This is a genomic window from Marinomonas piezotolerans (genome assembly GCF_003362755.1).
Taxonomy (GTDB): domain Bacteria; phylum Pseudomonadota; class Gammaproteobacteria; order Pseudomonadales; family Marinomonadaceae; genus Marinomonas; species Marinomonas piezotolerans.
This window is the reverse complement of record NZ_QKRA01000014.1, coordinates 13527-36622: the sequence shown is the minus strand read 5'-3', so window position 1 is coordinate 36622 and position 23096 is coordinate 13527. Positions and strand designations below refer to the sequence as shown.

At 44.7% G+C, this 23096-nt stretch carries 23 protein-coding genes; 6 read left to right on the top strand and 17 right to left on the bottom strand.

The annotated features are described in order from the left end of the window. Positions 1–11 precede the first annotated feature (11 nt). The 14 genes from DN730_RS17785 to ffh all read right to left on the bottom strand — a co-directional run bounded on the left by DN730_RS17785 (position 12) and on the right by ffh (position 14046). The gene (locus tag DN730_RS17785) at positions 12–1316 is read right to left on the bottom strand and encodes an aminopeptidase P N-terminal domain-containing protein (protein WP_115469481.1); all 1305 of its coding nucleotides are present in this window, start codon (positions 1314–1316) and stop codon (positions 12–14) included. 57 nt (positions 1317–1373) lie between these two features. Next, positions 1374–1961 carry a UPF0149 family protein gene (locus DN730_RS17780; RefSeq protein WP_115469480.1) on the bottom strand — a complete coding sequence of 196 codons (588 nt, stop codon included), beginning with the start codon at positions 1959–1961 and terminating at the stop codon, positions 1374–1376. A gap of 94 nt (positions 1962–2055) precedes the next feature. Next, complete coding sequence (folD, locus tag DN730_RS17775; protein ID WP_115469479.1) at positions 2056–2898, bottom strand: bifunctional methylenetetrahydrofolate dehydrogenase/methenyltetrahydrofolate cyclohydrolase FolD; 843 nt, start codon at positions 2896–2898, stop codon at positions 2056–2058. Between the two features lie 118 nt (positions 2899–3016). Then, positions 3017–4738 carry a single-stranded-DNA-specific exonuclease RecJ gene (gene recJ, locus DN730_RS17770; protein ID WP_115469478.1) on the bottom strand — a complete coding sequence of 574 codons (1722 nt, stop codon included), beginning with the start codon at positions 4736–4738 and terminating at the stop codon, positions 3017–3019. A 138-nt stretch (positions 4739–4876) separates the two neighbouring features. Then, on the bottom strand, positions 4877–5968 hold the full coding sequence (locus tag DN730_RS17765; protein ID WP_115469477.1) for a GGDEF domain-containing protein: 1092 nt from the start codon (positions 5966–5968) through the stop codon (positions 4877–4879). Positions 5969–6044: 76 nt separating this feature from the next. After that, positions 6045–6755 (bottom strand): 16S rRNA (uracil(1498)-N(3))-methyltransferase, encoded by a 711-nt coding sequence (locus DN730_RS17760; RefSeq protein WP_115469476.1) that lies wholly within the window; start codon positions 6753–6755, stop codon positions 6045–6047. Between the two features lie 64 nt (positions 6756–6819). Beyond that, entirely contained in the window at positions 6820–8205 is a 1386-nt protein-coding gene (gene thrC, locus DN730_RS17755; protein WP_115469475.1) for a threonine synthase, read from the bottom strand. A gap of 15 nt (positions 8206–8220) precedes the next feature. Beyond that, positions 8221–9522, bottom strand: coding sequence for a homoserine dehydrogenase (locus DN730_RS17750; protein WP_115469506.1), 1302 nt, complete (start codon positions 9520–9522; stop codon positions 8221–8223). A 155-nt stretch (positions 9523–9677) separates the two neighbouring features. Continuing rightward, positions 9678–10388 (bottom strand): thioredoxin fold domain-containing protein, encoded by a 711-nt coding sequence (locus tag DN730_RS17745; protein WP_115469474.1) that lies wholly within the window; start codon positions 10386–10388, stop codon positions 9678–9680. A gap of 103 nt (positions 10389–10491) precedes the next feature. After that, positions 10492–10854, bottom strand: a complete 363-nt coding sequence (gene rplS, locus DN730_RS17740; protein ID WP_115469473.1) for a 50S ribosomal protein L19 — start codon at positions 10852–10854, stop codon at positions 10492–10494. A gap of 70 nt (positions 10855–10924) precedes the next feature. Next, positions 10925–11677 (bottom strand): tRNA (guanosine(37)-N1)-methyltransferase TrmD, encoded by a 753-nt coding sequence (gene trmD, locus DN730_RS17735; RefSeq protein WP_115469472.1) that lies wholly within the window; start codon positions 11675–11677, stop codon positions 10925–10927. A 19-nt stretch (positions 11678–11696) separates the two neighbouring features. Next, a complete protein-coding gene (rimM, locus tag DN730_RS17730; RefSeq protein WP_115469471.1) occupies positions 11697–12242 on the bottom strand; it encodes a ribosome maturation factor RimM in 546 nt (181 codons plus the stop codon). A gap of 15 nt (positions 12243–12257) precedes the next feature. Then, a complete protein-coding gene (gene rpsP, locus DN730_RS17725) occupies positions 12258–12506 on the bottom strand; it encodes a 30S ribosomal protein S16 (protein ID WP_115469470.1) in 249 nt (82 codons plus the stop codon). A gap of 151 nt (positions 12507–12657) precedes the next feature. Next, positions 12658–14046 carry a signal recognition particle protein gene (ffh, locus tag DN730_RS17720; RefSeq protein ID WP_115469469.1) on the bottom strand — a complete coding sequence of 463 codons (1389 nt, stop codon included), beginning with the start codon at positions 14044–14046 and terminating at the stop codon, positions 12658–12660. A 127-nt stretch (positions 14047–14173) separates the two neighbouring features. On the opposite strand from ffh, the gene DN730_RS17715 reads away from it, so the two are divergent. The 3 genes from DN730_RS17715 (at position 14174) to DN730_RS17705 (ending at position 16821) form a co-directional block, all read left to right on the top strand. Continuing rightward, the gene (locus DN730_RS17715; RefSeq protein WP_115469468.1) at positions 14174–14941 is read left to right on the top strand and encodes a cytochrome C assembly family protein; all 768 of its coding nucleotides are present in this window, start codon (positions 14174–14176) and stop codon (positions 14939–14941) included. A 71-nt stretch (positions 14942–15012) separates the two neighbouring features. Beyond that, positions 15013–16269, top strand: coding sequence for an HlyC/CorC family transporter (locus DN730_RS17710; protein WP_115469467.1), 1257 nt, complete (start codon positions 15013–15015; stop codon positions 16267–16269). A gap of 12 nt (positions 16270–16281) precedes the next feature. Beyond that, the gene (locus tag DN730_RS17705) at positions 16282–16821 is read left to right on the top strand and encodes an NUDIX hydrolase (protein ID WP_115469466.1); all 540 of its coding nucleotides are present in this window, start codon (positions 16282–16284) and stop codon (positions 16819–16821) included. Here the strand turns inward: DN730_RS17705 and DN730_RS17700 are convergent. The 3 genes from DN730_RS17700 to DN730_RS17690 all read right to left on the bottom strand — a co-directional run bounded on the left by DN730_RS17700 (position 16808) and on the right by DN730_RS17690 (position 18992). After that, positions 16808–17116, bottom strand: a complete 309-nt coding sequence (locus tag DN730_RS17700; RefSeq protein WP_115469465.1) for a YqfO family protein — start codon at positions 17114–17116, stop codon at positions 16808–16810. The two genes, DN730_RS17705 and DN730_RS17700, sit on opposite strands and share 14 nt — an antisense overlap. Before the next feature lie 15 nt (positions 17117–17131). After that, entirely contained in the window at positions 17132–17998 is an 867-nt protein-coding gene (locus tag DN730_RS17695) for a DUF72 domain-containing protein (RefSeq protein WP_245958009.1), read from the bottom strand. Positions 17999–18086: 88 nt separating this feature from the next. Continuing rightward, complete coding sequence (locus tag DN730_RS17690) at positions 18087–18992, bottom strand: LysR family transcriptional regulator (protein ID WP_115469464.1); 906 nt, start codon at positions 18990–18992, stop codon at positions 18087–18089. 139 nt (positions 18993–19131) lie between these two features. Here DN730_RS17690 and DN730_RS17685 point away from each other — a divergent pair, with 139 nt between their 5' ends. From DN730_RS17685 to DN730_RS17675, 3 genes are all read left to right on the top strand, one after another. After that, positions 19132–20058 (top strand): dihydrodipicolinate synthase family protein, encoded by a 927-nt coding sequence (locus tag DN730_RS17685; protein WP_211313902.1) that lies wholly within the window; start codon positions 19132–19134, stop codon positions 20056–20058. A gap of 94 nt (positions 20059–20152) precedes the next feature. After that, on the top strand, positions 20153–21148 hold the full coding sequence (locus DN730_RS17680) for a TAXI family TRAP transporter solute-binding subunit (protein WP_245958008.1): 996 nt from the start codon (positions 20153–20155) through the stop codon (positions 21146–21148). Between the two features lie 46 nt (positions 21149–21194). Beyond that, positions 21195–23075: a TRAP transporter permease gene (locus DN730_RS17675; RefSeq protein ID WP_115469463.1), complete on the top strand. Its 1881-nt coding sequence runs from the start codon at positions 21195–21197 to the stop codon at positions 23073–23075. Positions 23076–23096 lie beyond the last annotated feature (21 nt).

Genomic DNA, 23096 nt, shown 5'->3' with positions numbered 1-23096 from the left:
CCTCTGCTCTACTAACGTGATGCCATCAAGGCTTCAATCTCGCTTATTTCTTTCGCTAACCCGTGGGTCAATACGTAGGGGCCGTCTTCTCGTATCAATATATCGTCTTCAATTCGAATCCCAATACCACGCCACTTAGCATCTACCGTTTCATTGTCAGGATTAACATACAACCCAGGCTCAAGCGTGACCACCATGCCTGCTTGTAACATTCGAGACTGTCCATTTTGCTTGTAGCGACCGCAATCATGCACATCCAGCCCTAACCAGTGCCCAGTATTATGCATGTAAAAGTCTCGGTATGCCTTGCTCTCTATCAGCTCTGATACATTTCCCTGCAACAAGCCATGCTTCACAAGCCCGTCAGTCAGCACTTCTACTGCAGCATTATGAAATGCGTCATACGGCTTACCGACCCTTAGCTGCTCAAGGCCTGCATGGTACGCATCCAATACTACTTGATAAAGTTGTGCCTGCGGCTCACTGAACTTACCATTAGCAGGAAAGGTGCGAGTAATGTCCGAGGCATAACAACCTAGCTCGCCTCCCGCATCAATCAAGATTAAATCGCCATCTTCGATTTGCTCATCGTTTTTGATGTAATGCAAAACACAAGCATTGCTCCCCGAGGCCACAATATTGTTATAGGCAGGGACACGAGCGCCATGCTTCATAAAGTGATAATTAAGCTCCGCTTCCAGCTGATATTCCATCATTCCTGGTTGAACGGTCTTCATAGCTTGGATATGGGCTGCTACGCTGATTTGCGCAGCCTTTTCCATGATTTCAATTTCCGCGCTGTCTTTTATTAATCGCAGCTCATGTATCTCATCGCTCATATCTATTACTGCTTGCGGCGCCACAACACCAGCGCGAGCTTTGGCAGCTAAAGCATCACGCCAACCAAGTGCATGATCCCGCATGACTTCATCATCCATTAGTAAAGCAATGTTCTGAGCTCCGTCTAGCAATTCAAAAGCTAAATCGTCTAGCTCATCTAGCTCAACCGCGCCATCCATACCAAATTCATTTATGGCTCCTGTCATACCGTAGCGAAAGCCATCCCACTGTTCGCGTTCAGGATCTTTCGGCAAGACCGCCAAATGGCTTTCACCCGTAGGTAAGATTAATAACACGGCACTGGGCTCTGCAAAGCCAGTTAAATAGTAGAAACTTGAATGCGGCCGAAACTCATAATCACAGTCGTTATTACGTGTGCATAACTCACCTGATCGAATGACGGCTACGGTATGGTCGGGCAGGTTTGCCATTAATGTATGACGGCGCGAACGATAAATGTCTGTCGACAGCTTCATAGCAGGGGTCCTTATCTATTTCGGCTTTGGTGTATTCACAGCGATTTGAAAGACAGATTAATGAAACAGCGGTGCTTGCTCTTTGTTCGAATCACTGACTCCATGATGCTCAGAATAGAGCATAAGTGCAGATAGGCGCACGTACTCAATCAATTCCGTTAAGTCAGTTTCATTGTCATTATTATCTTCAAGGTCCGCCATATCGGCTTGCATCGAAGAAATATTGGCAAAGTCATGTAACACTTGTTTTGTATCGTCTGATAATTTTTCTTTACGACCAGATAACCCATATCCCGCAAGAAAGCCGTGAGCCCATTGAGATAATGTGGTGCCGCGCTCACTTAAAGGAGAATCATCATCACTTATGCAGGGTACGAGTGCGTATTCACCGTTTTGAAATAGTGCTTGTGTCGATTGGTATAATTCAACAATTGCAACCCGACTCGCCTCTTCTTTCCAGCCTTCAATGTCACAAAAATCTGCAACCATTGTCAGCCAGTCTTCTAACGGCAAAGCGACACCTGACGCGAGATACCCACACAGTTGGCCATGAAGCTCGGCTGGAGACGCCGAGATGGACTCGGTCACAAACACGTCAGCGATTAAGTCAAAATCTAGGGCATCAAGAAGCATTTCAGTGGACATGAACAAAACCTTTCATTCGATAAAAAACAAAGCCGCACCCGAAGGTACGGCTCTCTATATAATCTATATATGGATTACATAATCAGATTCAAGCTCAGCCAAGTTGCTTCAGGCCGGATTCAAGAGTTTGTAGGATAAGAGTGTTGATGGTCATTGGACCTACCCCTCCAGGGACGGGAGTATAGGCAGACACACGTTCTTTCAAAGGAGACAGTTCGATATCACCTACCCCACCAGGATGGTAGCCAGCATCAATAACAACAGCGCCATCTTTGATCCATTCGGCTTTTATTAGCTCCGGTTTGCCTACCGCACCTACAATGATATCTGCTTGCTTAACGAACTCTGGTAAGTTTTGCGTCCGCGAGTGGCAAATAGTAACGGTTGCATTAGCATTGAGCATCATCATTGCCATTGGCTTACCCAAGATAGGACTGCGCCCCACTACCACCACATGCTTGCCTTCCAGCTCTATATTGTATTCTTCCATAATACGCATGATGCCTGCAGGCGTCGCTGCACCATATGCAGGTTCTTTCATGGCCATACGGCCAAACCCTAAGCAGGTGACGCCATCTACATCTTTGTGCGCGGCGATAGCATCGAAACAAGCGCGTTCATCAATTTGAGCTGGGACAGGATGCTGTAACAAAATACCGTGTACATCGGCGTTGTTATTCAGCTCATTAATTTTTGCCAACAATTCTTCAGTCGTTGTTGTTTCAGGCAACTCGATTGCCATCGAATCCATCCCTACACGGCGACAAGCGTTTCCTTTCATCTTTACGTACGTAGCAGATGCTGGATCAGCTCCGACTAGAATTGTTGCCAAAATGGGCGTACCGCCTGTACGCTCTTTTAGTTCAGCAACCTGTTGTGCCAAACGCTCTTCGGTTTCTTTGGCACATCGCTTGCCATCAAGAACCAATGCAGTCATGAACGAACTCCTGCGAAAATTGTCAGTGTGGTTAAAATGAGGGACGCCGATTATATCCTATTATCGACGAGTTGCCGCCCCTAGCAGAGCAAATACTCGTCGTTTATTACCCAATTGCCTAAGAAACATCGGTAATATGATCGATCAATAACTGTAAATTACGCTGGCCCCGAAACTCATTCACATCAAGCTTGTATACTAAATGGGCTTTTTGAGCGGTACTCGGCCAAAGATCTAAGTCCGCAAAAAAATGTATACCATCAATTAAAAGACCTGTTTTAGGCTCTCTAAGCGTCAACTTTAAATGCTTTTGGCCGACAATTCGCTGTTGCAACAACTCAAACACGCCATCAAAACAGGGCTCAGGAAACGCCTGCCCCCAAGGCCCTGCCGCACGCAACAATTCCGCAAACTCCAAACTAAAGTCTTCCCCAGCTAATTCTCCGTCCGTATAAATGGTCGCCTCAAGCTGTTCAGGAGTTACCCACTCAGTAATGATGTGGTCAAATGCCTCCGCAAAATCTGGATAGTCAGCCTCATTAATAGACATCCCTGCGGCCATCGCATGACCACCAAACTTACTTAACAAATGCGGATGGCGTTTCGCTAGCAAATCCAAAGCATCACGAATATGAACGCCAGGAATGGACCTCGCAGAACCTTTTAAAAGCCCTTCATCTGTTTTCGCAAATGCAATCACGGGACGGTGGCACTTTTCTTTCATTCGTGAGGCCAAGATACCAATCACACCTTGGTGCCAATCCGCTTGATAAAAACACATACCATTAGGAAGGTCGTTCCCCTCATCCAAACTAAGCAAATAGCGCTCAGCTTGTTGCTTCATGTCAGACTCAATGGATTTGCGCTCTCTATTAAGGTGATCCAACTGCTCTGCATAGGAACCTGCCAACATCGCTTGATCAGACAACAAACACTCAATCCCAATCGACATATCATCTAGTCGTCCCGCGGCATTAAGTCTAGGGCCAACGACAAAACCGAGGTCAGTCGCTTTTACCCGAGAATAATCTCGGCCGCCTAACTCTAATAACGCTAAAATGCCAGGACGAGCATGCCCTTCTTTGATCCGCTGCAATCCTTGCTGCACTAAGATTCGGTTATTAGCATCTAACGCCACAACATCTGCTACCGTGCCCAGCGCGACAAGATCCAAATAGTCCGCCATATTAGGGCGAGGAATATGCTCTCTCTCGAACCATCCACGCTGAGTCAATTCAGCACGCAAGGCGGACATGACGTAAAAAATAACACCGACTCCCGCCAGTGCTTTGCTCGAAAAACCACATTCTGGATGATTTGGATTCACGATGGCATCTGCGTTAGGCAGGGTATCACCCGGCAAATGGTGATCTGTTACGACCACCTTCATACCCGCTGCTTTAGCAGCCGCAACTCCGTCGATGCTAGCAATACCATTGTCTACCGTGACCAAGACATCTGGCTCAAGCTCTGTGGCTAGAGCTACAATTTCAGGTGTTAAACCATAGCCGTACTCGAAGCGATTAGGCACTAAATATTGGGGATCGACTGCCCCCATAGCACGCATTGCAAGAATACCTAACGTAGTCGATGTTGCACCATCTGCGTCAAAATCCCCCACAATTAGAATACGCTGCCCGTGCTCAATAGCATCCGCCAATATTGTTGCCGCATTTTTGATATCAAAAAAACGTTTGGGGTGCTCTAGACTGGAAAGCTTATATTCTAACTCGGAGGGATTGGATACGCCGCGCGCTAGATAAATACGCGCTAAGGTTTCAGGGAAGTGAGCGGGGAATTCACTCGCTTGCGTCGTCAACGCTCGTTTCAAAATTCGCATGCTAAGATGGCTCTGATATACTTTTTTAAAATATTACCATACTCACCGAACTTACATACTAACTAAGCACGAGCGACATAGAGGTAAAAGCCTTACGTAAATCAGGTTTGAGCGATCATAAGCACAGAATCAATGCATCTACTTTGCGATAGCCTGATCACGTCCCCTGCGTTTTGCTTCATATAGCGCACTGTCAGCGCGCCCTAATGCTTTAGGAATCCCCTCGCCAGAGGCCATCATTGTAAGACCAATACTAACGGTTGTTTGAATCGCTTGGTCGTCATTTGTTTTTACAACTGTGTTCTTTAATACATCAATCAAGCGTTCACTTAGATTTAGCTGAATGGATGGTCTATCCAATATGATCAAAAACTCCTCACCTCCCCAGCGAGAAATCAGCGCCTGCTCATTCTCTAAAAAACGAGTCAACTCTTGAGCAACGGTTTTTAGATAGGCATCGCCCAGCTCATGCCCAAAGTCATCGTTGATTCGTTTAAAGTAATCAATATCCAGTAACCAAACATTGGATGTAGAGTAGTTCACTTTTTCATACTGCTGCGCCAATCCGCGTCGGTTCAGTAAGCCGGTCAATGGATCAGTCGTGGCTGCAAGCTCTAGCTTCCTAGACACCTGTTGTAATGATTGATTAAAACGCGATGAAATATATTCATAAATCGTCGACAAGAACGTGATCAGAACAAAAGAATACACAATTCTAGAATTGAGATCGGGATGAAAATTTAAGTCATCGAATGGCGTTTCCATGAAGAAAAGAATCACAATCAGCCCGACGGTAAAGAGTAGTACTTCCGTCAAGCCACGCTTCAAGCCATGTAAAAACAGTGAGACGGGGGGAATACAATAGATCCAAACATGTCCTGTACCGTTTACTCCACCGCTGTAGACTAAATAAAGCATCAATCCATACAAGGGATAAAGAATAATGTTCCCTGACAGCACGTGGTTTTGAGTACGTCGTAAATAGATATGATTACCGATGTAGAGTAGTGCAACACCGATCAGCCCACTGCCCACCAACCAATAGCCATGAAAAAGCGAAAGCAAACCTAGGGGTGCGGTAAATAACACTCCCACCAAGCAAAATAAATTGATAATAAAAGTGCGGCGTGATGAGTCGGAAATGGCGTCACTGGATACCCCGACTTGCAAGGTATTTGAAATCAATCTTGAAATCCAACGACAAACCGCCGCACGTAAATACTTTCGCATACACTACTAACCCTTCTACATGTACACATTATCACCACGTTTGTGCGAAATGCATACAACAAGTTAGTAAAGTTTCTTATCTAGCGGGGTACAAACGAGATATCACCACAGGGACCGCTGTCTCAACTTTCAGTATACGCTCTCCAAGATGGACGGTATCCATACCAGCTTCAACCCACTTCTCTACCTCGAACTCATTCCATCCGCCTTCAGGACCAATGCCTAATAGGCAAGAATATTCGATATCTATAGGGCAAGATTTAGCTTGGTATGGGTGTGCTAGAAGACCTTTTTTATCGGCAAGTATTGACGGCAGTACATCTTCAACAAATGGACGAAAGCGTTTGTGAAACTCAATCGTTGGTAATTGCGTATCACGTGCTTGTTCCAAACCCTCCAGCAAGTATTGATGCAAAGCATCGGCCTCTAGCACTGGACTTTGCCAATAACTTTTCTCAACTTTCGCAGAGTTTAGCAAATGGATTTTTTTTACCCCCATTGCCGTTATATTCAACAAAGTTCGTTTCAACATATTCGGTCTAGGCAATGCCAACACAAGCTCCATTGGCAACGCTGCCGGAGGCGAGGTATCTAAGTTCAAAATAGTTACCCTATGAAGCGATGCATCGAATACGGCCTCTCCTAAATCACCATTGAGCACTCCAACACGAACCCTGTCTCCATCTCGCTTTTTTAAAACTTTAGTCACATGCTGAATTTGACGCTCGGATAGATCATAGCTGTTAAGTGAGCACTGCTGCTCAGGGGCAAGTAGAATTAAGTTCATTGTTAGAAACCTAGGGGGCGGAGAAGAGGACAATTACAGCGGGGTAATTGTCCTTTAGTATCACTTAGATATTTTTAGCAACGTATGACTGAATATCAGCCAATTCGTTTTCCAACACTTCATACGACTCATCGCGTTCAAATAAGTCTTTCATGTGCTCGGGTAAGCTCGGAGATTCACAGTTAGCTTTTTCTACTGCTTCTGGGAACTTCACTGGATGCGCTGTTGCAAGTGTAATCATAGGTACTGATTTGTCCTTCCAACACTTACGCGCCGCTTCGAGTCCAATTGCAGTATGCGGATCAAGAAGGTACTGAGTCGACTCAAACACCTCTGCTATGACTTCACACGTGCGGGCATCATCCACTTTATGACTATCGAAATTATCTTTCACATAAGCCCAAGCTTCATCACTAAGCGTTACATCACCAGCATTAAAGCGGGACATAAGATCTGTTAGTGCATCACTATCGCGACCATGAGCATCAAACAACAAACGCTCAAAATTACTCGAAACCATGATGTCCATACTAGGGGATAGTGTCACGTTAAGTGATTGACGACTCATATCATTTTCCGCAATAGTACGATGCAGAATATCATTCTGGTTCGTTGCCACGATCAACTGGTCAATTGGCAAGCCCATTTGCTTAGCTAAATAACCCGCAAATATGTCACCAAAGTTACCCGTCGGAACAGAAAAAGACACTTTGCGGTGAGGGCCACCTACCGCCAAAGCAGAAGAGAAATAGTAAACGATCTGGGCCATGATACGCGCCCAGTTAATGGAGTTTACTGCTCCTAACTTAGCGCCATTTAGAAAAGACTGATCAGCAAAGCTCGCTTTCACCATGCCTTGGCAATCATCAAAGTTCCCTTTCACTGCTATGTTGTAAACATTGTCATCAATGACGGTTGTCATTTGGCGACGCTGCACTTCTGATACACGCTGATAAGGGTGTAGAATAAAGATATCTAGGTGGTCAGAGTGGCGACACCCTTCAATTGCTGCGGATCCAGTATCACCCGAGGTTGCACCGAGAATGACTAACTTTTCATTGCGCTTCGCAAGGACATAGTCCATCAAACGGCCCAATAGCTGCAAAGCAAAGTCTTTAAACGCTAATGTCGGCCCGCGAAATAGCTCAAGCACCCATTCATTGCTATCAGTTTGCACCATTGGCGCCACGGCAGAATGATTGAAACCAGCATAAGCCTCATCAATCATACGAGTAAACTCATCCGCTGGAATCTCACCTTCTACGAACGGCCACATCACTTTGAAAGCCAGTTCTTGGTAGCTTAGAGAAGCCCAAGATGCAATTTCTTCCTTTGAATAGCTAGGCAGCTTTTCTGGCACATACAAACCACCATCACTCGCTAAACCTGCAAGCAAAACATCCCCAAAGCTCAATACAGGAGCTGTTCCGCGCGTTGATACATATTTCATTGTCTCTATTCCTTCCTAATCCAGATTCTCGACACGGATGCGTTGTACCGCGCCAGCCACATCTGGCAAAGCTTCAATCGCTGCAATAGCAGCATTCATATTGCGTTCTTTTACAACGTGCGTCATTACAACTAATGGCACAAGATCACTGCCTTCACGCTCGCGTTGGATAACAGACTCTATGCTAATACCGTTATTCGATAATATCTGAGTAATATTGGCTAACACACCGGCACGATCTTGAATCGTCATATTAAGGAAGAATCCGCACTCGATATCATCCATCGGTAAAACCGTTTCGTTCGACAACTGATCAGATTGGAATGCTAGATGTGGTACGCGATTGGTTGGGTCTGCCGTAAAGGTACGAGCAACATCTATAATGTCTGCGACCACTGATGATCCTGTAGGCATTGCTCCAGCACCCGCGCCGTACGTTAAGGTAGGTCCAACTGCGTCTCCTTTGACCATAACGGCATTCATCACGCCATTTACGTTAGCAAGCAGTGCTTTCTGTGAAATGAGGGTTGGGTGAACACGCAGCTCAACACCTGCTTTAGTACGACGAGCAATACCCAAATGTTTGACGCTGTATCCAAGCTCTCGGGCAAAAGAAACGTCTTCCGCAGTAATGCGACTAATACCTTCAGTGTAAGTCTTCTCAAATTGTAACGGAATCCCATAGGCAATGGACGCAAGTATCGTCAACTTATGCGCCGCATCAATCCCCTCAACATCAAAAGTAGGATCTGCCTCGGCATACCCTAGTTCTTGGGCTTCTGCTAACACATCGTCAAACGCACGACCTTTATCACTCATTTCGGTCATGATGAAATTGCCGGTGCCGTTTATGATACCAGCTAACCATTCGATACGATTTGAAGATAAGCCTTCTCGTATGGTTTTGATGATTGGAATACCACCCGCAACGGCTGCTTCAAACGCGACCATGACACCTTTTGCGTGCGCCTTCTCGAATATCTCATTGCCGTATTCAGCAATAAGCGCTTTGTTGGCAGTCACAACATGCTTACCATTTTCGATCGCATTTAACACTAATTCACGCGCGACCGAGGTACCGCCAATTAGCTCAACAACAATATCAATCTCAGGATTCTTAACGACATCGAAAATATCACGGGTAATATTAATATCGGTAGTATCGCAGGCAGGATTGTCTCGGCGCGCACCAATTTGTTCGACCACAATGCTTCGGCCTACACGTCGCGTAATTTCTTCTGCGTTGTCACGCAAGATGTTAAATGTACCGGAACCTACAGTTCCTAACCCACAAAGTCCGACTTTTACCGGTTTCAAAACGATACCCCACAACTGACGGTTTTTTAATAATGTTGACTCGCTTACTAACAACAAGCGTATATTGACCAACGATTATACCGTCTGCTGTGGATAAACCCAACGAAGAAACACCTAAGTTGAGCGGATGTTTAGGAGAATATTTCGCGATAAATCTATAAGTTTAATTCTTTCGCTATTTCTTCCGCTGGCAAGTAGCCAGGAATGAATTTTCCATTGTCCAAAATAATGCTTGGTGTGCCGCGAACGCCAACAGCATTACCAAGACGATACTGACTTGCCACTGGATTCGTGCAGGTATTTTGCGGTACATCTTGGCCCTGCTTAGCTTTTGTTAGCCATTCTTGAGGGTCATCTGAGCACCAGATGCTTACCATGTCATTGTAAGCCTTAGAACCAACTCCCGCACGTGGATACGCCAAGTATCGCACCGTCACACCCATTTGGTTAAGCTTATCGACCTCCTTATGAAGCATGCGACAGTAACCACAGGTGATATCGGTAAACACTGAAATATGCGCTTTCTCATTTTCAGCTTGATAAACCACCATTTCCGACGTTGGAATTTCTTCTATCTGAGCAAGTTTTTTCTGTTCTGTCTCATTGGTTAGCTGCTGTCCTTCAACGCGGTACATATCCCCCGCTACAAAATAATTGCCATTCGGTGTGACATGGATAACTGGCCCATTCTCAAGCGTCACCACAAACAAGCCGCTACCTTCATGCTGCTCAACAGACTGCAACGAGTACTGAGGCAATGCGGCAGCTACTGCGTCTCTAACCTCTTGCTCACCAGCATGAACCTGAGCTACAAAGCTCAACCACGTGACCGCTAAAACAGTCATCACTTTTGATCGGTACCCCATATACACCTCTATAATCCATGAATATTGTTTAGGCCATCATACCCTGATGAAGTTCCATAAAAAAAGGCGACCGAAGTCGCCTTTTTTATAATCAAATAAGGAATTAGCGTTTTGCCAACTTCTCTTTGATACGTGCAGATTTACCTGAACGCTCACGTAGGAAGTAGATTTTAGCTTGACGAACATCACCACGACGTTTCACTTCAATGCTATCTACAAGAGGGCTGTATGTCTGGAACGCACGCTCCACACCAACGCCACTAGAAATCTTACGTACAGTGAACGCGGAGTTAAGACCACGGTTGCGTTTTGCAATCACAACACCTTCGTAGGCCTGTAGACGCTCACGAGAACCTTCTTTAACTTTAACTTGAACAACAACAGTATCACCAGGACCGAAGGCTGGGATCTCTTTGTTCATTTGTTCTGCTTCTAGCTGTTGAATCAGCTTAGTTTTGTTGCTCATGGATTTGACTCCTAATGATATGGTTTCTAATCGGCGCGAAGGTTATAACGTTCCGACTAGCTCGTGATTCCTACTCTGCCGAGGTTGAAACTTCAGTTTCACGAATAAACTCTTTTAACAACTTCTGCTGTTCCTTGTCCAACTCAAGGTTCTGCAGAAGGTCAGGCCGACGTTGCCAAGTTCTTCCGAGCTTTTGCTTTAATCGCCAGCGCCGTATCGCCTCATGGTTGCCACTAAGTAGTACAGACGGTACAGGTTCGCCTTCAAGCACTTCGGGGCGAGTATAATGTGGGCAATCAAGTAAGCCGTCAGCAAATGAATCTTCATCGGCAGACGCTTGTTTCCCCAACACTCCCGGAACCATGCGAAAGACAGAATCCATCAACACCATTGCCGGTAACTCACCTCCACTTAGGACAAAGTCGCCAATCGACCACTCTTCATCAATCTGAGATTGAATCAAGCGTTCATCAACGCCTTCATAACGGCCTGCTACCAGAATAAATTCTGCTTGTTTAGCAAGCTGTTGCACACCTTCCTGCGTAAGTGTGCGCCCCTGAGGGGATAGATAAATAACTTTTGCATTGGGCACCCATTGCTTGGCGCTCTCAATAGCATCTTTTAGGGGCTGAACTTTCATCAGCATCCCAGGGCCACCACCGTAAGGACGATCATCAACAGTATTATGTCGATCATGCGTAAAGGTTCTAGGGTTGAAGAAATCAACTTCGACAATTCCAGATTTAACAGCTCTGCCCGTTACACCATGCTGGGTAATGGCTTGAAACATCTCTGGAAACAGTGTTACCACACCGATTCGCACACTAGGCCTCGTTTAGATCTTAAAAGTCTGGATCCCAATCCACGATCATTTCTTGTTTGTCTAGAGCAATACTCATAACAAACTGATCAGGAACATAAGGAATCAAACGTTCTTCACGATCAAAACTGCCTTCACAACTCCGAACAACCAGCACATCGTTAGCACCAGTCTCCATTAGCTGAGAAACCTTACCTAGAAGAACACCTTCTTTGGTGATTACCTTTAGACCTTCCAATTGATTCCAGTAAAAATCACCTTCATCAAGCTCTGGTAGATCTTTTGCATCAATGTAGACATCCATACCGCAAATCTCTTTGACCTGATCACGATCTGAATAGCCTTTAACTGCTGCGACCAAACCACGCCCTTGAACGCGACCTTGGCTTAACTCTACAACCTTCCACCCACTAGGAGTTTTCAGCCACCAATGTTTGTAATCAAAGATTCCAGTCATTGGCTCGGTATGGGAGTATAACTTCACCCACCCTTTAACACCGTATACTGACGTAATGCGTCCTACGACAAGCGCCTGCTCTGGAGCTTTTGCTTGCTTTAATGAAGACATTGCATTACCCCAATATTAAGCGTTTTTGCCAGCTTCTTTAACAAGCTGAGCAACACGGTCAGAAAGTTGTGCACCTTGACCTACCCAGTGATTAACACGGTCTAGATCAATACGTAGACGTTCTTCTTGACCACGAGCAACAGGGTTAAAAAAACCGATACGCTCGATAAAACGACCATCACGTGCACGACGGCTATCAGCCACGCTTAAGTGATAGAAAGGGCGCTTCTTAGAGCCACCACGAGAAAGACGAATAGTTACCATATGATTGGTTCCTTATTGCTTAACGAAACACCTCTTGTTAGGCTGGTTATCGGCCTAGTACAAGAAGGCGGCATATTCTAGTCGATTCTTTAGAAAAACAAAAGGGCGAATTGATCGCCCTTTCAACAATTTTTCTTTTGCGCTACGAAGTTTAAAATTTAGGGAAGTTGCCACCACCTGGGAAGCCGCCACCGCCACCAGGAAGCATCCCCCCCATTCCTCGCATCATTTTTTTCATCCCGCCTTTTGAGCTGAATTTCTTCATCATCTTCTGCATTTGTTTATGCTGTTTAAGCAGACGATTCAAATCTTGAATCTGTAATCCTGCCCCTGCAGAAATCCGCTTTTTACGTGAGCCGTTAATCACATCTGGATTACGGCGCTCTGCGGGCGTCATAGAATTAATCAAGGCTTCCATTTGCACGAACATTTTATCGTTCACTTTGTCTTGGATATCACCCAACTGCCCCATACCAGGAAGCTTGTCCAGCATTGACGTCATACCACCCATGTTTTTCATTTGCTGAAGCTGTTCTTTAAAGTCTTCTAAGTCAAAGCCTTTACCTTTCTTTAACTTACCTGCAAGCTTTTCAGCTTTATCCTTGTCAATTTTTTGTTCTGCTTGCTCTATTAGAGAAAGCATATCGCCCATACCAAGGATGCGAGAGGCTAAGCGATCAGGATAAAAAGGCTCCAGCGCATCTGTTTTCTCACCCACCCCCAAAAACTTAATCGGCTTGCCAGTCACATGACGCACAGACAACGCCGCACCGCCTCGAGCATCACCATCGGTTTTCGTTAGGATAACACCTGTCAAAGGCAACACATCACCAAACGCTTTCGCGGTGTTGGCGGCATCCTGACCTGTCATGGCATCGACTACAAACAACGTCTCTACTGGGTTGATAGCTCCGTGTAATGCCTTAATCTCAGCCATCATATCTTCATCAATCGCCAGTCGACCGGCGGTATCAACGATCAAGACATCTTTATGGCTTTTCTTCGCTACACCTATCGCATTATTAGCAATATCAATCGGCTTTTGAGAGATATCGCTAGGAATGAAATCTACTCCCACTTCTTTCGCAAGAGTCTCCAGCTGTTTGATCGCCGCAGGTCGGTAGACGTCGGCACTAACAACCGCCACAGATTTTTTCTGACGCTCAGTCAGATATTTAGCAAGTTTACCCGCTGAGGTCGTCTTACCAGCACCTTGCAAACCTGCTAGCAAAATAACGGCTGGAGGCGTAACGCGGAGATTCAGCTCATCATTTTCTTGCCCCATAACCGCTTCAAGTTCTTGCTTGACGATTTTGAGAAAAACTTGACCTGGACTCAAACTACGCGTCACTTCGGTGCCGACTGCCCGGTCTTTTACGGCTGCAATGAAGTCTTTAACAACTGGCAACGCGACGTCAGCTTCCAAAAGTGCCATACGCACTTCACGCAACACGTCTTTGATGTTGTCTTCGGTGAGTTTAGCTCGACCGCGTATGCGATCTAAGGATGACGTTAAGCGATCCGATAAGTTGTCGAACATATTGCCCTCAAAATTTGCTCTAGATGGAAAAAACCGTGCATTTCAGTTTATCCAAGGTGAAATTGACTTTATTATAACGAAGATTTGATCGTCACCCTATAGTTTTAACCATTGGATCGGCTTATACATGACTCAGTATTCACTTTGGACTGCCTGCATTTTGTCTATTATTGCCGGAGCAATCTACTTTTTGCGCCCTGGCACTCGCAGCGCGCAAACGGTTGGCGCCCTCTCTATCGTCATTCACACGATGGCGCTCATTCAATTATTAGGCAGTAAAGATGGCTTTGATTTTTTAACCATTGGTTTGCTAATCGCTCTGATTGGAAATTTATTGCTTTGGTTCAGTAATCGGGACAAAGACCTGTCTCTCTTACTTAGCATCGCCTTTGTATTGGCAGCGATCATGATTGGCCTTAACGCAATCGAACCATGGAACCTTAAGCAATTACATAGTCCATCTTTAGGCACTTCTATGCACATCCTAATAGCATCAGTGGCCTACAGCCTATTTACTGCGGCATGCGGTGTCGGCATTCTACTCTCGATCCAAGAATACCAGCTCAAACACCATCATCTACGTCAATTACTACGAGTACCACCGTTGCAAGTACTAGAAAAGCTCATGTTTGAATTCATTTGGGCTGCGTTTTTGCTACTGAGTATCACTATTGCAACAGGCTTTTACTTCATTGAAGATATGTTCGCACAACACCTCGTTCATAAAACCGTTTTCACCATGGCTTCATGGTTCGTTTTTGCGGGACTTTTAACTGGACGATATTTCCTTGGATGGCGAGGCCAGCTTGCTGTTAAATTGACGCTTAGTGGTTTCGTTTTGCTTATGCTTGGTTATTTTGGGACACAAATTGCCGTTGAAATATTTAATAATTGATCATGGCATTTGACACTCACAGGCCGACAACTAATAATCCGTTCTAATCCCATAATTGAGGCATCATTTTTTTGAACGACGTTCCCTTAGGTATTCTCGCTGGAATACTATTTTTCCTAATCATTTTTTCTGCTTTTTTCTCAAGTTCCGAAACCAGCATGTTGTCGATCAACAAATATCGGCTGAAGCATTTGGTAAAAGGTGGACACAGATCAGCAAAGAAAGCCAGTAAATTGCTTGAGCGACCTGATCGGCTGATCGGCGTAATATTGATAGGTAATAATTTCGTCAATATTTTGGCTTCCGCGATAGCAACCATTATCGCTGTGCGGATATGGGGAGACGCGGGTGTTGCGATCGCAACCGCCGCCCTAACCTTAATCATCCTTATTTTTGCCGAGGTCACACCAAAGACCATGGCGACAATTCATCCTGAACGTATCGCCTTCCCAGCATCATGGGTATTAACCATTTTACTCAAGGCGTTATACCCGTTAGTGGTCATCGTAAATACACTGTCTAACGGCCTACTAATGATATTCGGTATTCGTCATGGTCATGGTAACTCCGACAAGTTGGGCTCTGAGGAGTTGAGAACCGTTGTAAATGAAGCGAGCGGCCTCATTCCAGCAGCCCACCAAGAAATGCTCTTATCAATACTGGATCTCGAAAACGTTTCAGTAGAAGATATTATGGTTCCTCGTAACGAGGTCATCGGGATTGACATAGAAGACTCCATCGAAGAAATCATTCAGCAAATTTGCGAATCACGCCATACACGAATGCCTGTTTATAATGGTGAGATTAATAAGGTTATTGGCATACTTCATGCTCGCCATGCAGCTCAGTTTTTACGTGAAGCAAATCCCTCTAAAGCTGCACTTCTTAAGGCAACATTAGAGCCCTACTTTATCCCTGAGAGCACTTCAATTAATACCGTGCTACTCAATTTCCAAAAAGATCACCAGCAAATGGGCATTGTTGTAGATGAGTACGGTGACGTTCAAGGTATTGCTGCATTAGAAGACATTTTAGAGGAAATCGTAGGCGAATTTACGCCGCCACAGCAAGACGATGAAGAAGAGATTTCACTGCTTGATGACGGCTCATTCCGAATTGAGGGCTCTACACATATCCGCGACATCAATAAGGCGCTAAGCTGGCACCTTCCGACGGACGGCCCAAAGACACTCAATGGGTTGATTATAGAAACTCTAGAATTCATTCCTGAACACCCGATTAGCCTATGGGTGGACAACTACATGATTGAAATACAAGAAATAGAAGACAAGGTCGTAAAATTCGCTCGATTAGAACACAAACGCTAGAAGGTAACGATTATGAGATTCTGCCCGAAATGTGGTCACCAAGTGAATATGGAAATCCCTGATGGCGATAACCGCGAACGAGCAGTGTGCCCTAACTGTGATTTTATTGATTACGATAACCCAAGAATGATCACAGGTACTCTGCCATTATTTGAAGGCAAGATCTTACTGTGCAAGCGCAATATCGAGCCTCGCCTAGGCTATTGGACATTACCCGCTGGATTCATGGAAAACAATGAAACAGCGCTCGAAGGGGCACTGCGGGAAACTTTAGAAGAAAGCGGATCACATGCGATAGCAAAGCAGCCCTTTTCGATTATCAGCATCCCGCACGTTAACCAAGTCCACCTGTATTATTTAGCGGAGTTGAGGCAAGCAGATTTCCATCCCACATCAGAAAGCTCTGAAGTGGCCTTGTTTGAGTTTCATGATATTCCTTGGGACGACATTGCATTTAGCAGCGTTACCAAAACACTAAAGTTTTTCCTAGACGATCATAAAACCGGTCATTACGGCTTTCATGAAGCCAGCATAATTGTTAATGCTCAATAGCACTTATTTGATAAGCCACTTCTTCATAGGGGTGGCTTAACTTTAAAGCCCTTACCACCTGCTCTCGGCATGAAGCCATCAAAACCATCTCGACTCGATACTCACTTACTACTTCAAGCCGACCAACATCACCAACGTACGGCGTTGCTCCCACTTTAGGCTGGAACTGGCCTTGCCCCTTAACCTGCCAACAGGCGTGCTCATAATTACCCATTTTGCCTGCTCCAGCCGCAAATACAGCCCGTTTAACGGCCTCCAAATGGGTTTCTGGGACATAAAAGACCAACGAATACATAATACTCATTCCTTATTAAAACAGTCCGATTTGATCGTGCTGAGAAGGCAACAACAAGCGCTTAGCATATCTGTCACTTTTGGCATCAAGCTTGTCATCTAACCAAGCAGCAAGTGTCGGTGCAGCAATATTGTCTGATGAATGCACAAATACTGTCGGTGACCTCCCTTCTTCCAACCACATCAACAACTTGTCTGCCCATTGATCTAACCAAAAATGATTACGCTCTAAATCTGGATGCCCCACAAATCGGACAACAGGCGAAAAGCCCGTGGCAACGGCGTGGCAGGGAACTCTTGGCTTTTTGCGCTGCGCCTCAACCAGACTCTCGCAATATGCGTCTGTAGAAAATACGGGGCGCGAATCCATCACCACCTTGTCATACTGGCCATTTGCCAGTACACGCAATAGTGAGGCCTCACCTTCAAACTTATCAAAGTATGACAGAGACCGAACTTCAACACTCAGACTGCTCGGTAACCTCCATTCGTTACATAACTGACTAATTTTATCTAAATACGATACATCTACCGAAGCAGGGAACTGCAACATCGTCGGCCCCAATTGATCCTGAATCGGTAGCAATAAATCCTGAAAGCGCTGCCAATGCTGCAGTACCTGAGGAAATGGAATTTCATTCAATTGATGCGATATTCCCCGAGGCACTTTAAATGAGAAACGAAAGTCGCTTGATACCAGCGCTGCCCATTTGATTATTTGATCAGCAGCGACCTCCGTATAAAAAGTACTACCTACCTCGACACTATTAAAAAAGCGAGCATAGTATCCCAGCCGTGATGATGGTGCTTCTGAACGAGGGTAAATCCAATCCACCCAAGCTGGGTGCTGCCATTGGGCCATTCCAAAACGAATCATATCCATTAAGGGACTATACCTTTGATTTGATAACTGCAGAGATCACGTTCTTCATTGTGAGCGAATAATGGGTAAAGGCTGCATTTAGATACTCCTATTCAAAGCCAGGCGGATATTTGTCTGCGACTTCTTTAATGAGCTCACGAATTTTTTTGATGGCTAAGGTTAACTGACCATGCGGAGACATAGACAGGGTCAAATAACGCTTTACATTTGGTGCAATTACCTTTGATAAAGAGAGGCCCAGTGATTTTTGCGCCGCATAACTGGCGTATGCACCTAACAAAGCATAGCAATTACTAGATAAAACAGCGTGCGTTTGAAGCGACAGTGAATCCGCTTCTAGAACCACATTTAGCTTTATATCATGCCTTCTTGCAATTACCTCTAGATAATCTCTCCAACTACTTGGACGACAAAATGATGTCAGCGGCACCCCGTCTAACTTAGAAAACTCAATCGTATCATTTATTGTGAGTGGGTTATTGGGCGACCCAACCAAAAACGTGGCCGTATCACGTAAATATATATCTCCAGTACTATGTTCAACACTGTGACGAAACATTAAGGCGAGATCTACTTTCCCCTGCTCTAGCCAACTTTCAAGCTGATGACCTTGGCCTTCTCTCACCTCCAACTGAATGTCAGGGTATTTCTCACTTGCCAACTTATACACTTCGCTCAGCCATGGTGATGCTGTTGAAGGCAGGATTGCTAGCCTTACTTTACCTATCGGCAACCCAGAACTGTTCCTAATGTTATTCTCTAGTTGCTCCGTTTGCTGCAACCACCTGCGGATTTCAGGTTCAAGCAGTCGACCTATTTCAGTAAGCTCCACCCCCCGTCCATTGCGAACAAATAGCCGACAAGCAAACTCCTTTTCAAGAGATTTTATTTGGCGACTAATCTGTGGTTGGCTGGTATTCCAAAGAATAGCCACTTTACTAAGGCTGCCAAGCTCACATACGTCAACAAACACCTTCCAAGCTAAGTAATTCAACTCACACCCCATACATAAAATGCATATCAGAAATCCCAATTCTACAGTATTAATATATCTGTTCAATTACTACCCTGTTTCTATGCCCAGAAAGAGCACGGGCATCTTAAAATTCGAACAATAAATACAGGAAATCAGAATGAGCAAAATAGATATCGATCTACGTGGACTAAACCCAGCACCAGTTACACCATTCAACCGTGATGGCTCTGTGGACTATAAAGCGATCCAGCGTTTGGGTTCTTGGTTAAAAAGTGTGGACGGCGTTAAAAGCCTAACAGTACTTGGCCATGCTGGTGAAGGCACGTTTCTTTCTGAAAAAGAGCAAATGAAAGTCATCGAAGCATTTGTGGATTCTGTAAACGATGAGATACCTATCATTGCCGGTATTACACGCGAAGGGACGGAAGTTGCTGCTGAAGAGTGTAAAAACGCGGTTCAAGCTGGAGCAAAGGCTGGTTTGATGTACCCATCTCATGGCTGGCTTCGATTCGGTTATCAAAAAGGTGCGCCTCAAGACAAATACCGTGTGTGTTATGAAGAGAGCGGATTACCTCTAATTCTTTTCCAATACCCTGATGTCACTAAATGTACTTATGACTTAGAAACTCAGTTGGAAATTGCTGATCAACCAGGCGTGTTTGCGATGAAAAACGGCGTACGTAACATGAAGCGCTGGGACACTGAAATTCCTGTCGTGCGTGCTGAGCGCCCAGATCTACAAATCTTAAGCTGTCACGATGAATACTTACTGCACACAATGTTTGACGTAGATGGCCTACTAGTAGGTTACGGTAATGTTGCTCCTGAGCTATTGGTTGAATTAATCAAAGCTGGTAAGAATAAAGACTATCCAAAAGCTAGAGAAATTCATGATAAGCTACTTCCCGTTACATCGACCGTTTACCACCGCGGCTCGCACATGGAAGGTACCGTTGCTCTGAAACACGCACTCGTAGCACGAGGGATCTTAGAACACGCAACTGTCCGTTCACCTTTGTTACCGCTTGCTGAAGGCGCTGATCTTGAAATCAAACAAGCGCTACAATCAGCAGGAATAATCTAACGACGGAAAGCAACGGTTACATCAAATAGCTTATGTTGTTAAACATAGTATCTAGGGAGGGGTAAAACCCTCCCTAGAACAGTAGGAGAATGCAATGATAAAAATAACATCAAAACTCTACTCAATTTTAGCCCTACTATTAGTAACAGTAGTCTCCCAAAACTCGATAGCAGAACAACTTAGATTAGGAGCCATGCCCGTAGGCTCAGGTTGGTACGTGGGCGCAGCAGCGATTCAAAAGATGGTTGAAGCTTCAGGCTCCGACTTAGATGTCGAGATTTTAGCTCGAGGCGGCGGTGTTGCAAATCCAATGGTTGTCAATGCAGGAAAAGCCCAAATAGCCATTTCAAATATCGCCACATCGCAATGGGCTGTGGAAGGTATGCTGTTATACAAGGGCAAAAAAGCAGACAACATTCGCTCACTTGTTGGCGGCTTGAACCCCGTTTACATCGGCGCCATCGCGCGCAAAGATTACATGTCTGAAAATGGTTTTAAGACCCTAGACGACATTTTAACGTCAGGCAAACCTATCAATATAATGATGAAGCCTGCAGGCTCTAACATCCCTCCTGTTGTTGATACCATTTTAGCTGCTTACAATCTGGACAGAGACAAAATTAAGCAGCAAGGCGGCAGCATCGTTCAAGTAAACTCGTCTCAGATGTCTGGTTTAATGAGAGATAAGCGAGTAGACCTGTACTTCGATACGATCTTGAGAGGGCACCCTACCATTACTGAAATTAGCTTAACTGGGGATGTAGAATTCTTAGATATGTCACCTCTTTCTATTGCTGCTTTCAAAGGAATTGGTCTCCAAGAAGGTGAATATGGCAAATGGTTTGACGCTCAAACAGGCCCAAACATTGGAGGAAATTTCGGGACTCATCTAATCGCCAACGCTTCTCTAAGTGATGATTCTGCCTATGAAATCACCAAATTAGTCGTCGAGAATATGGATAAGTTGAGCGAAGAATTTAAAGCATGGAAGGCATTTGATCTTAAAAAAGCAGCACTACCTGAAAGCAATGGAATCCAGTTGCACCCTGGCGCTGTTCGTTACTACAAAGAGATTGGCCTAATTAAATAAAAGCACCTTTGCCAAACATAAAAATAATATTTTTTGGTAGGACATAATGACACAAAGTAGCTTTAAGAATTATCTTAGCCCAATTGCATTGTTATCATTAATACTCATTTGCTTTCAATATTGGACTTTATTTAATCCTCAATTGCCACTTGTAGAACGAGCGTCACACCTCGTTCTCACTTTGGCCATCGTTGTTTTTTCAACAAAAGCTTTCAAAGCAAAAAAACTAGCTACGTTCGACAACGTACTATCAATCATTCTTTTCTCTATTGTCGCATTAGTGGGATTATACTATTACCTTGAAATAGATCGACTCACAAATAGAATTGAGAATGTTTCTCCAATAGAGAAAATCGATATACTTGCTTGCACTGCGTTGGTTTTTATCTTGCTCGAAGCTGTAAGAAGAACAGTTGGCAACATTTTGCTAATTGTTATTGCAATCTTTCTAATATATGGAGTTTTTGGACATAACCTCAATGGAGGCCTAGGGTTCTTTCCAATAACCTGGGTTGAATGGACTGAAATACTAGCCATGACATCGAGCGGAATTCTTGGTGTCACAACAGCAACATCAACCAACTTCATTTTCTATTTTATTGTGTTTGGTGTTGTCTACAGCTCCGTAGGGGGTGGGCAATTATTTATCGACCTTGCGGTAAAACTAGTAGGTAAATCAACAGGCGGCGGTGCGAAAGTAGCGATCGTAGGATCAAGCTTAATGGGCACTATTTCTGGAAGCGCCGTGGCAAACGTTACTTCGACAGGGGTTTTCACTATTCCCCTTATGAAGCAAACAGGCATTAAACCGGAAAAAGCTGCTGCCTATGAAGCAATCGCTTCCACTGGTGGCCAATTAATGCCTCCAATTATGGGAATCGCTGCATTTGTAATGGCTGAGATGTTGGCGACATCCTATTCAAAAATAGCACTCGCTGGGATCTTTCCTGCTTTAGCGTTCTACCTATCTTTGTTTGTGTTTGCAGGCTTAGATGCTAAGAAATCAAAAGCGGGTACTCTAAGCGATAGTGATATTGAAAAAATTGCACCCATTTTTCCTAGAATACACATGCTATTACCGCCTATCGTACTCATCGCAGGTTTGATAATTGGGTACTCGGCCCAAATAGCAGTATTTTGGTCTACTATTGTGTGTTTTGTTGCGCCCATGTTAAAAGCTGAAACAAGATATGACCTTAAGCTTATACCAAAAATGGTCATAGACTCTGGTGTTCAATCAGCTAAAATTGCAGCCCCAATCATTGCCATTGGTATCGTTGTGGCTGTGGCAATCCAGTCTAATCTAGCTCTGAAATTTGCATCTGGTCTTATTAATATCGGGGGTGGGTTTTCGGCATTTTCTCTAATTCTAATTGTGCTGGGATGCATAATTATGGGGATGGGATTACCGACTGTCGCAGCATACATTATCGGTGCAGTGTTGTACGTGCCAGCACTTAAAGAACTTGGCGTAAGTGAACTTCAATCCCACTTCTTTGTTATGTATTTTTGTGTGCTGTCCATGGTGACTCCTCCCGTTTCCTTAGCATCATTTGCCGCTGCTGGGGTAGCAGGCACAGATTCGATGAAAACGAGTGTCGAGGCATTCAAGATATGCGCGGTGGCATTTATGATACCTTTCGCCTTTATCTCAGATGAAGCTCTGCTTTTCATCGGTAGTTTTTGGGACATCGCGATCGCTGGAATAGGGCTGATTTTCTCTACGTGCATTTGGGCTGTTGGCGTCACTGGGTTTGCTAGATATAAGATCGGCACCTTTGGACGGATATTAATGATAGCGTGTGGCATATTGGCTATGATATACCCGACTGGAAGCCAATTCTGGTTGATCGCTATTTCAATTAGCGTTGTATATTTAATATTCCATATAGTCACAAAACCAACCCCGTCTACTTGTAAAGCCTAACTCAGTCGTCGGCTGTAAATC

Coding starts and splice junctions, on each gene's coding strand:
- DN730_RS17785 (WP_115469481.1), bottom strand. CDS start 1,316: ATGAAGCTGTCGACAGACATTTATCGTTCGCGCCGTCATACATTAATG.
- DN730_RS17780 (WP_115469480.1), bottom strand. CDS start 1,961: ATGTCCACTGAAATGCTTCTTGATGCCCTAGATTTTGACTTAATCGCT.
- folD (WP_115469479.1), bottom strand. CDS start 2,898: ATGACTGCATTGGTTCTTGATGGCAAGCGATGTGCCAAAGAAACCGAA.
- recJ (WP_115469478.1), bottom strand. CDS start 4,738: ATGCGAATTTTGAAACGAGCGTTGACGACGCAAGCGAGTGAATTCCCC.
- DN730_RS17765 (WP_115469477.1), bottom strand. CDS start 5,968: ATGCGAAAGTATTTACGTGCGGCGGTTTGTCGTTGGATTTCAAGATTG.
- DN730_RS17760 (WP_115469476.1), bottom strand. CDS start 6,755: ATGAACTTAATTCTACTTGCCCCTGAGCAGCAGTGCTCACTTAACAGC.
- thrC (WP_115469475.1), bottom strand. CDS start 8,205: ATGAAATATGTATCAACGCGCGGAACAGCTCCTGTATTGAGCTTTGGG.
- DN730_RS17745 (WP_115469474.1), bottom strand. CDS start 10,388: ATGGGGTACCGATCAAAAGTGATGACTGTTTTAGCGGTCACGTGGTTG.
- rplS (WP_115469473.1), bottom strand. CDS start 10,854: ATGAGCAACAAAACTAAGCTGATTCAACAGCTAGAAGCAGAACAAATG.
- rimM (WP_115469471.1), bottom strand. CDS start 12,242: ATGTCTTCATTAAAGCAAGCAAAAGCTCCAGAGCAGGCGCTTGTCGTA.
- rpsP (WP_115469470.1), bottom strand. CDS start 12,506: ATGGTAACTATTCGTCTTTCTCGTGGTGGCTCTAAGAAGCGCCCTTTC.
- ffh (WP_115469469.1), bottom strand. CDS start 14,046: ATGTTCGACAACTTATCGGATCGCTTAACGTCATCCTTAGATCGCATA.
- DN730_RS17715 (WP_115469468.1), top strand. CDS start 14,174: ATGACTCAGTATTCACTTTGGACTGCCTGCATTTTGTCTATTATTGCC.
- DN730_RS17705 (WP_115469466.1), top strand. CDS start 16,282: ATGAGATTCTGCCCGAAATGTGGTCACCAAGTGAATATGGAAATCCCT.
- DN730_RS17700 (WP_115469465.1), bottom strand. CDS start 17,116: ATGTATTCGTTGGTCTTTTATGTCCCAGAAACCCATTTGGAGGCCGTT.
- DN730_RS17695 (WP_245958009.1), bottom strand. CDS start 17,998: ATGGATATGATTCGTTTTGGAATGGCCCAATGGCAGCACCCAGCTTGG.
- DN730_RS17685 (WP_211313902.1), top strand. CDS start 19,132: ATGAGCAAAATAGATATCGATCTACGTGGACTAAACCCAGCACCAGTT.
- DN730_RS17680 (WP_245958008.1), top strand. CDS start 20,153: ATGATAAAAATAACATCAAAACTCTACTCAATTTTAGCCCTACTATTA.
- DN730_RS17675 (WP_115469463.1), top strand. CDS start 21,195: ATGACACAAAGTAGCTTTAAGAATTATCTTAGCCCAATTGCATTGTTA.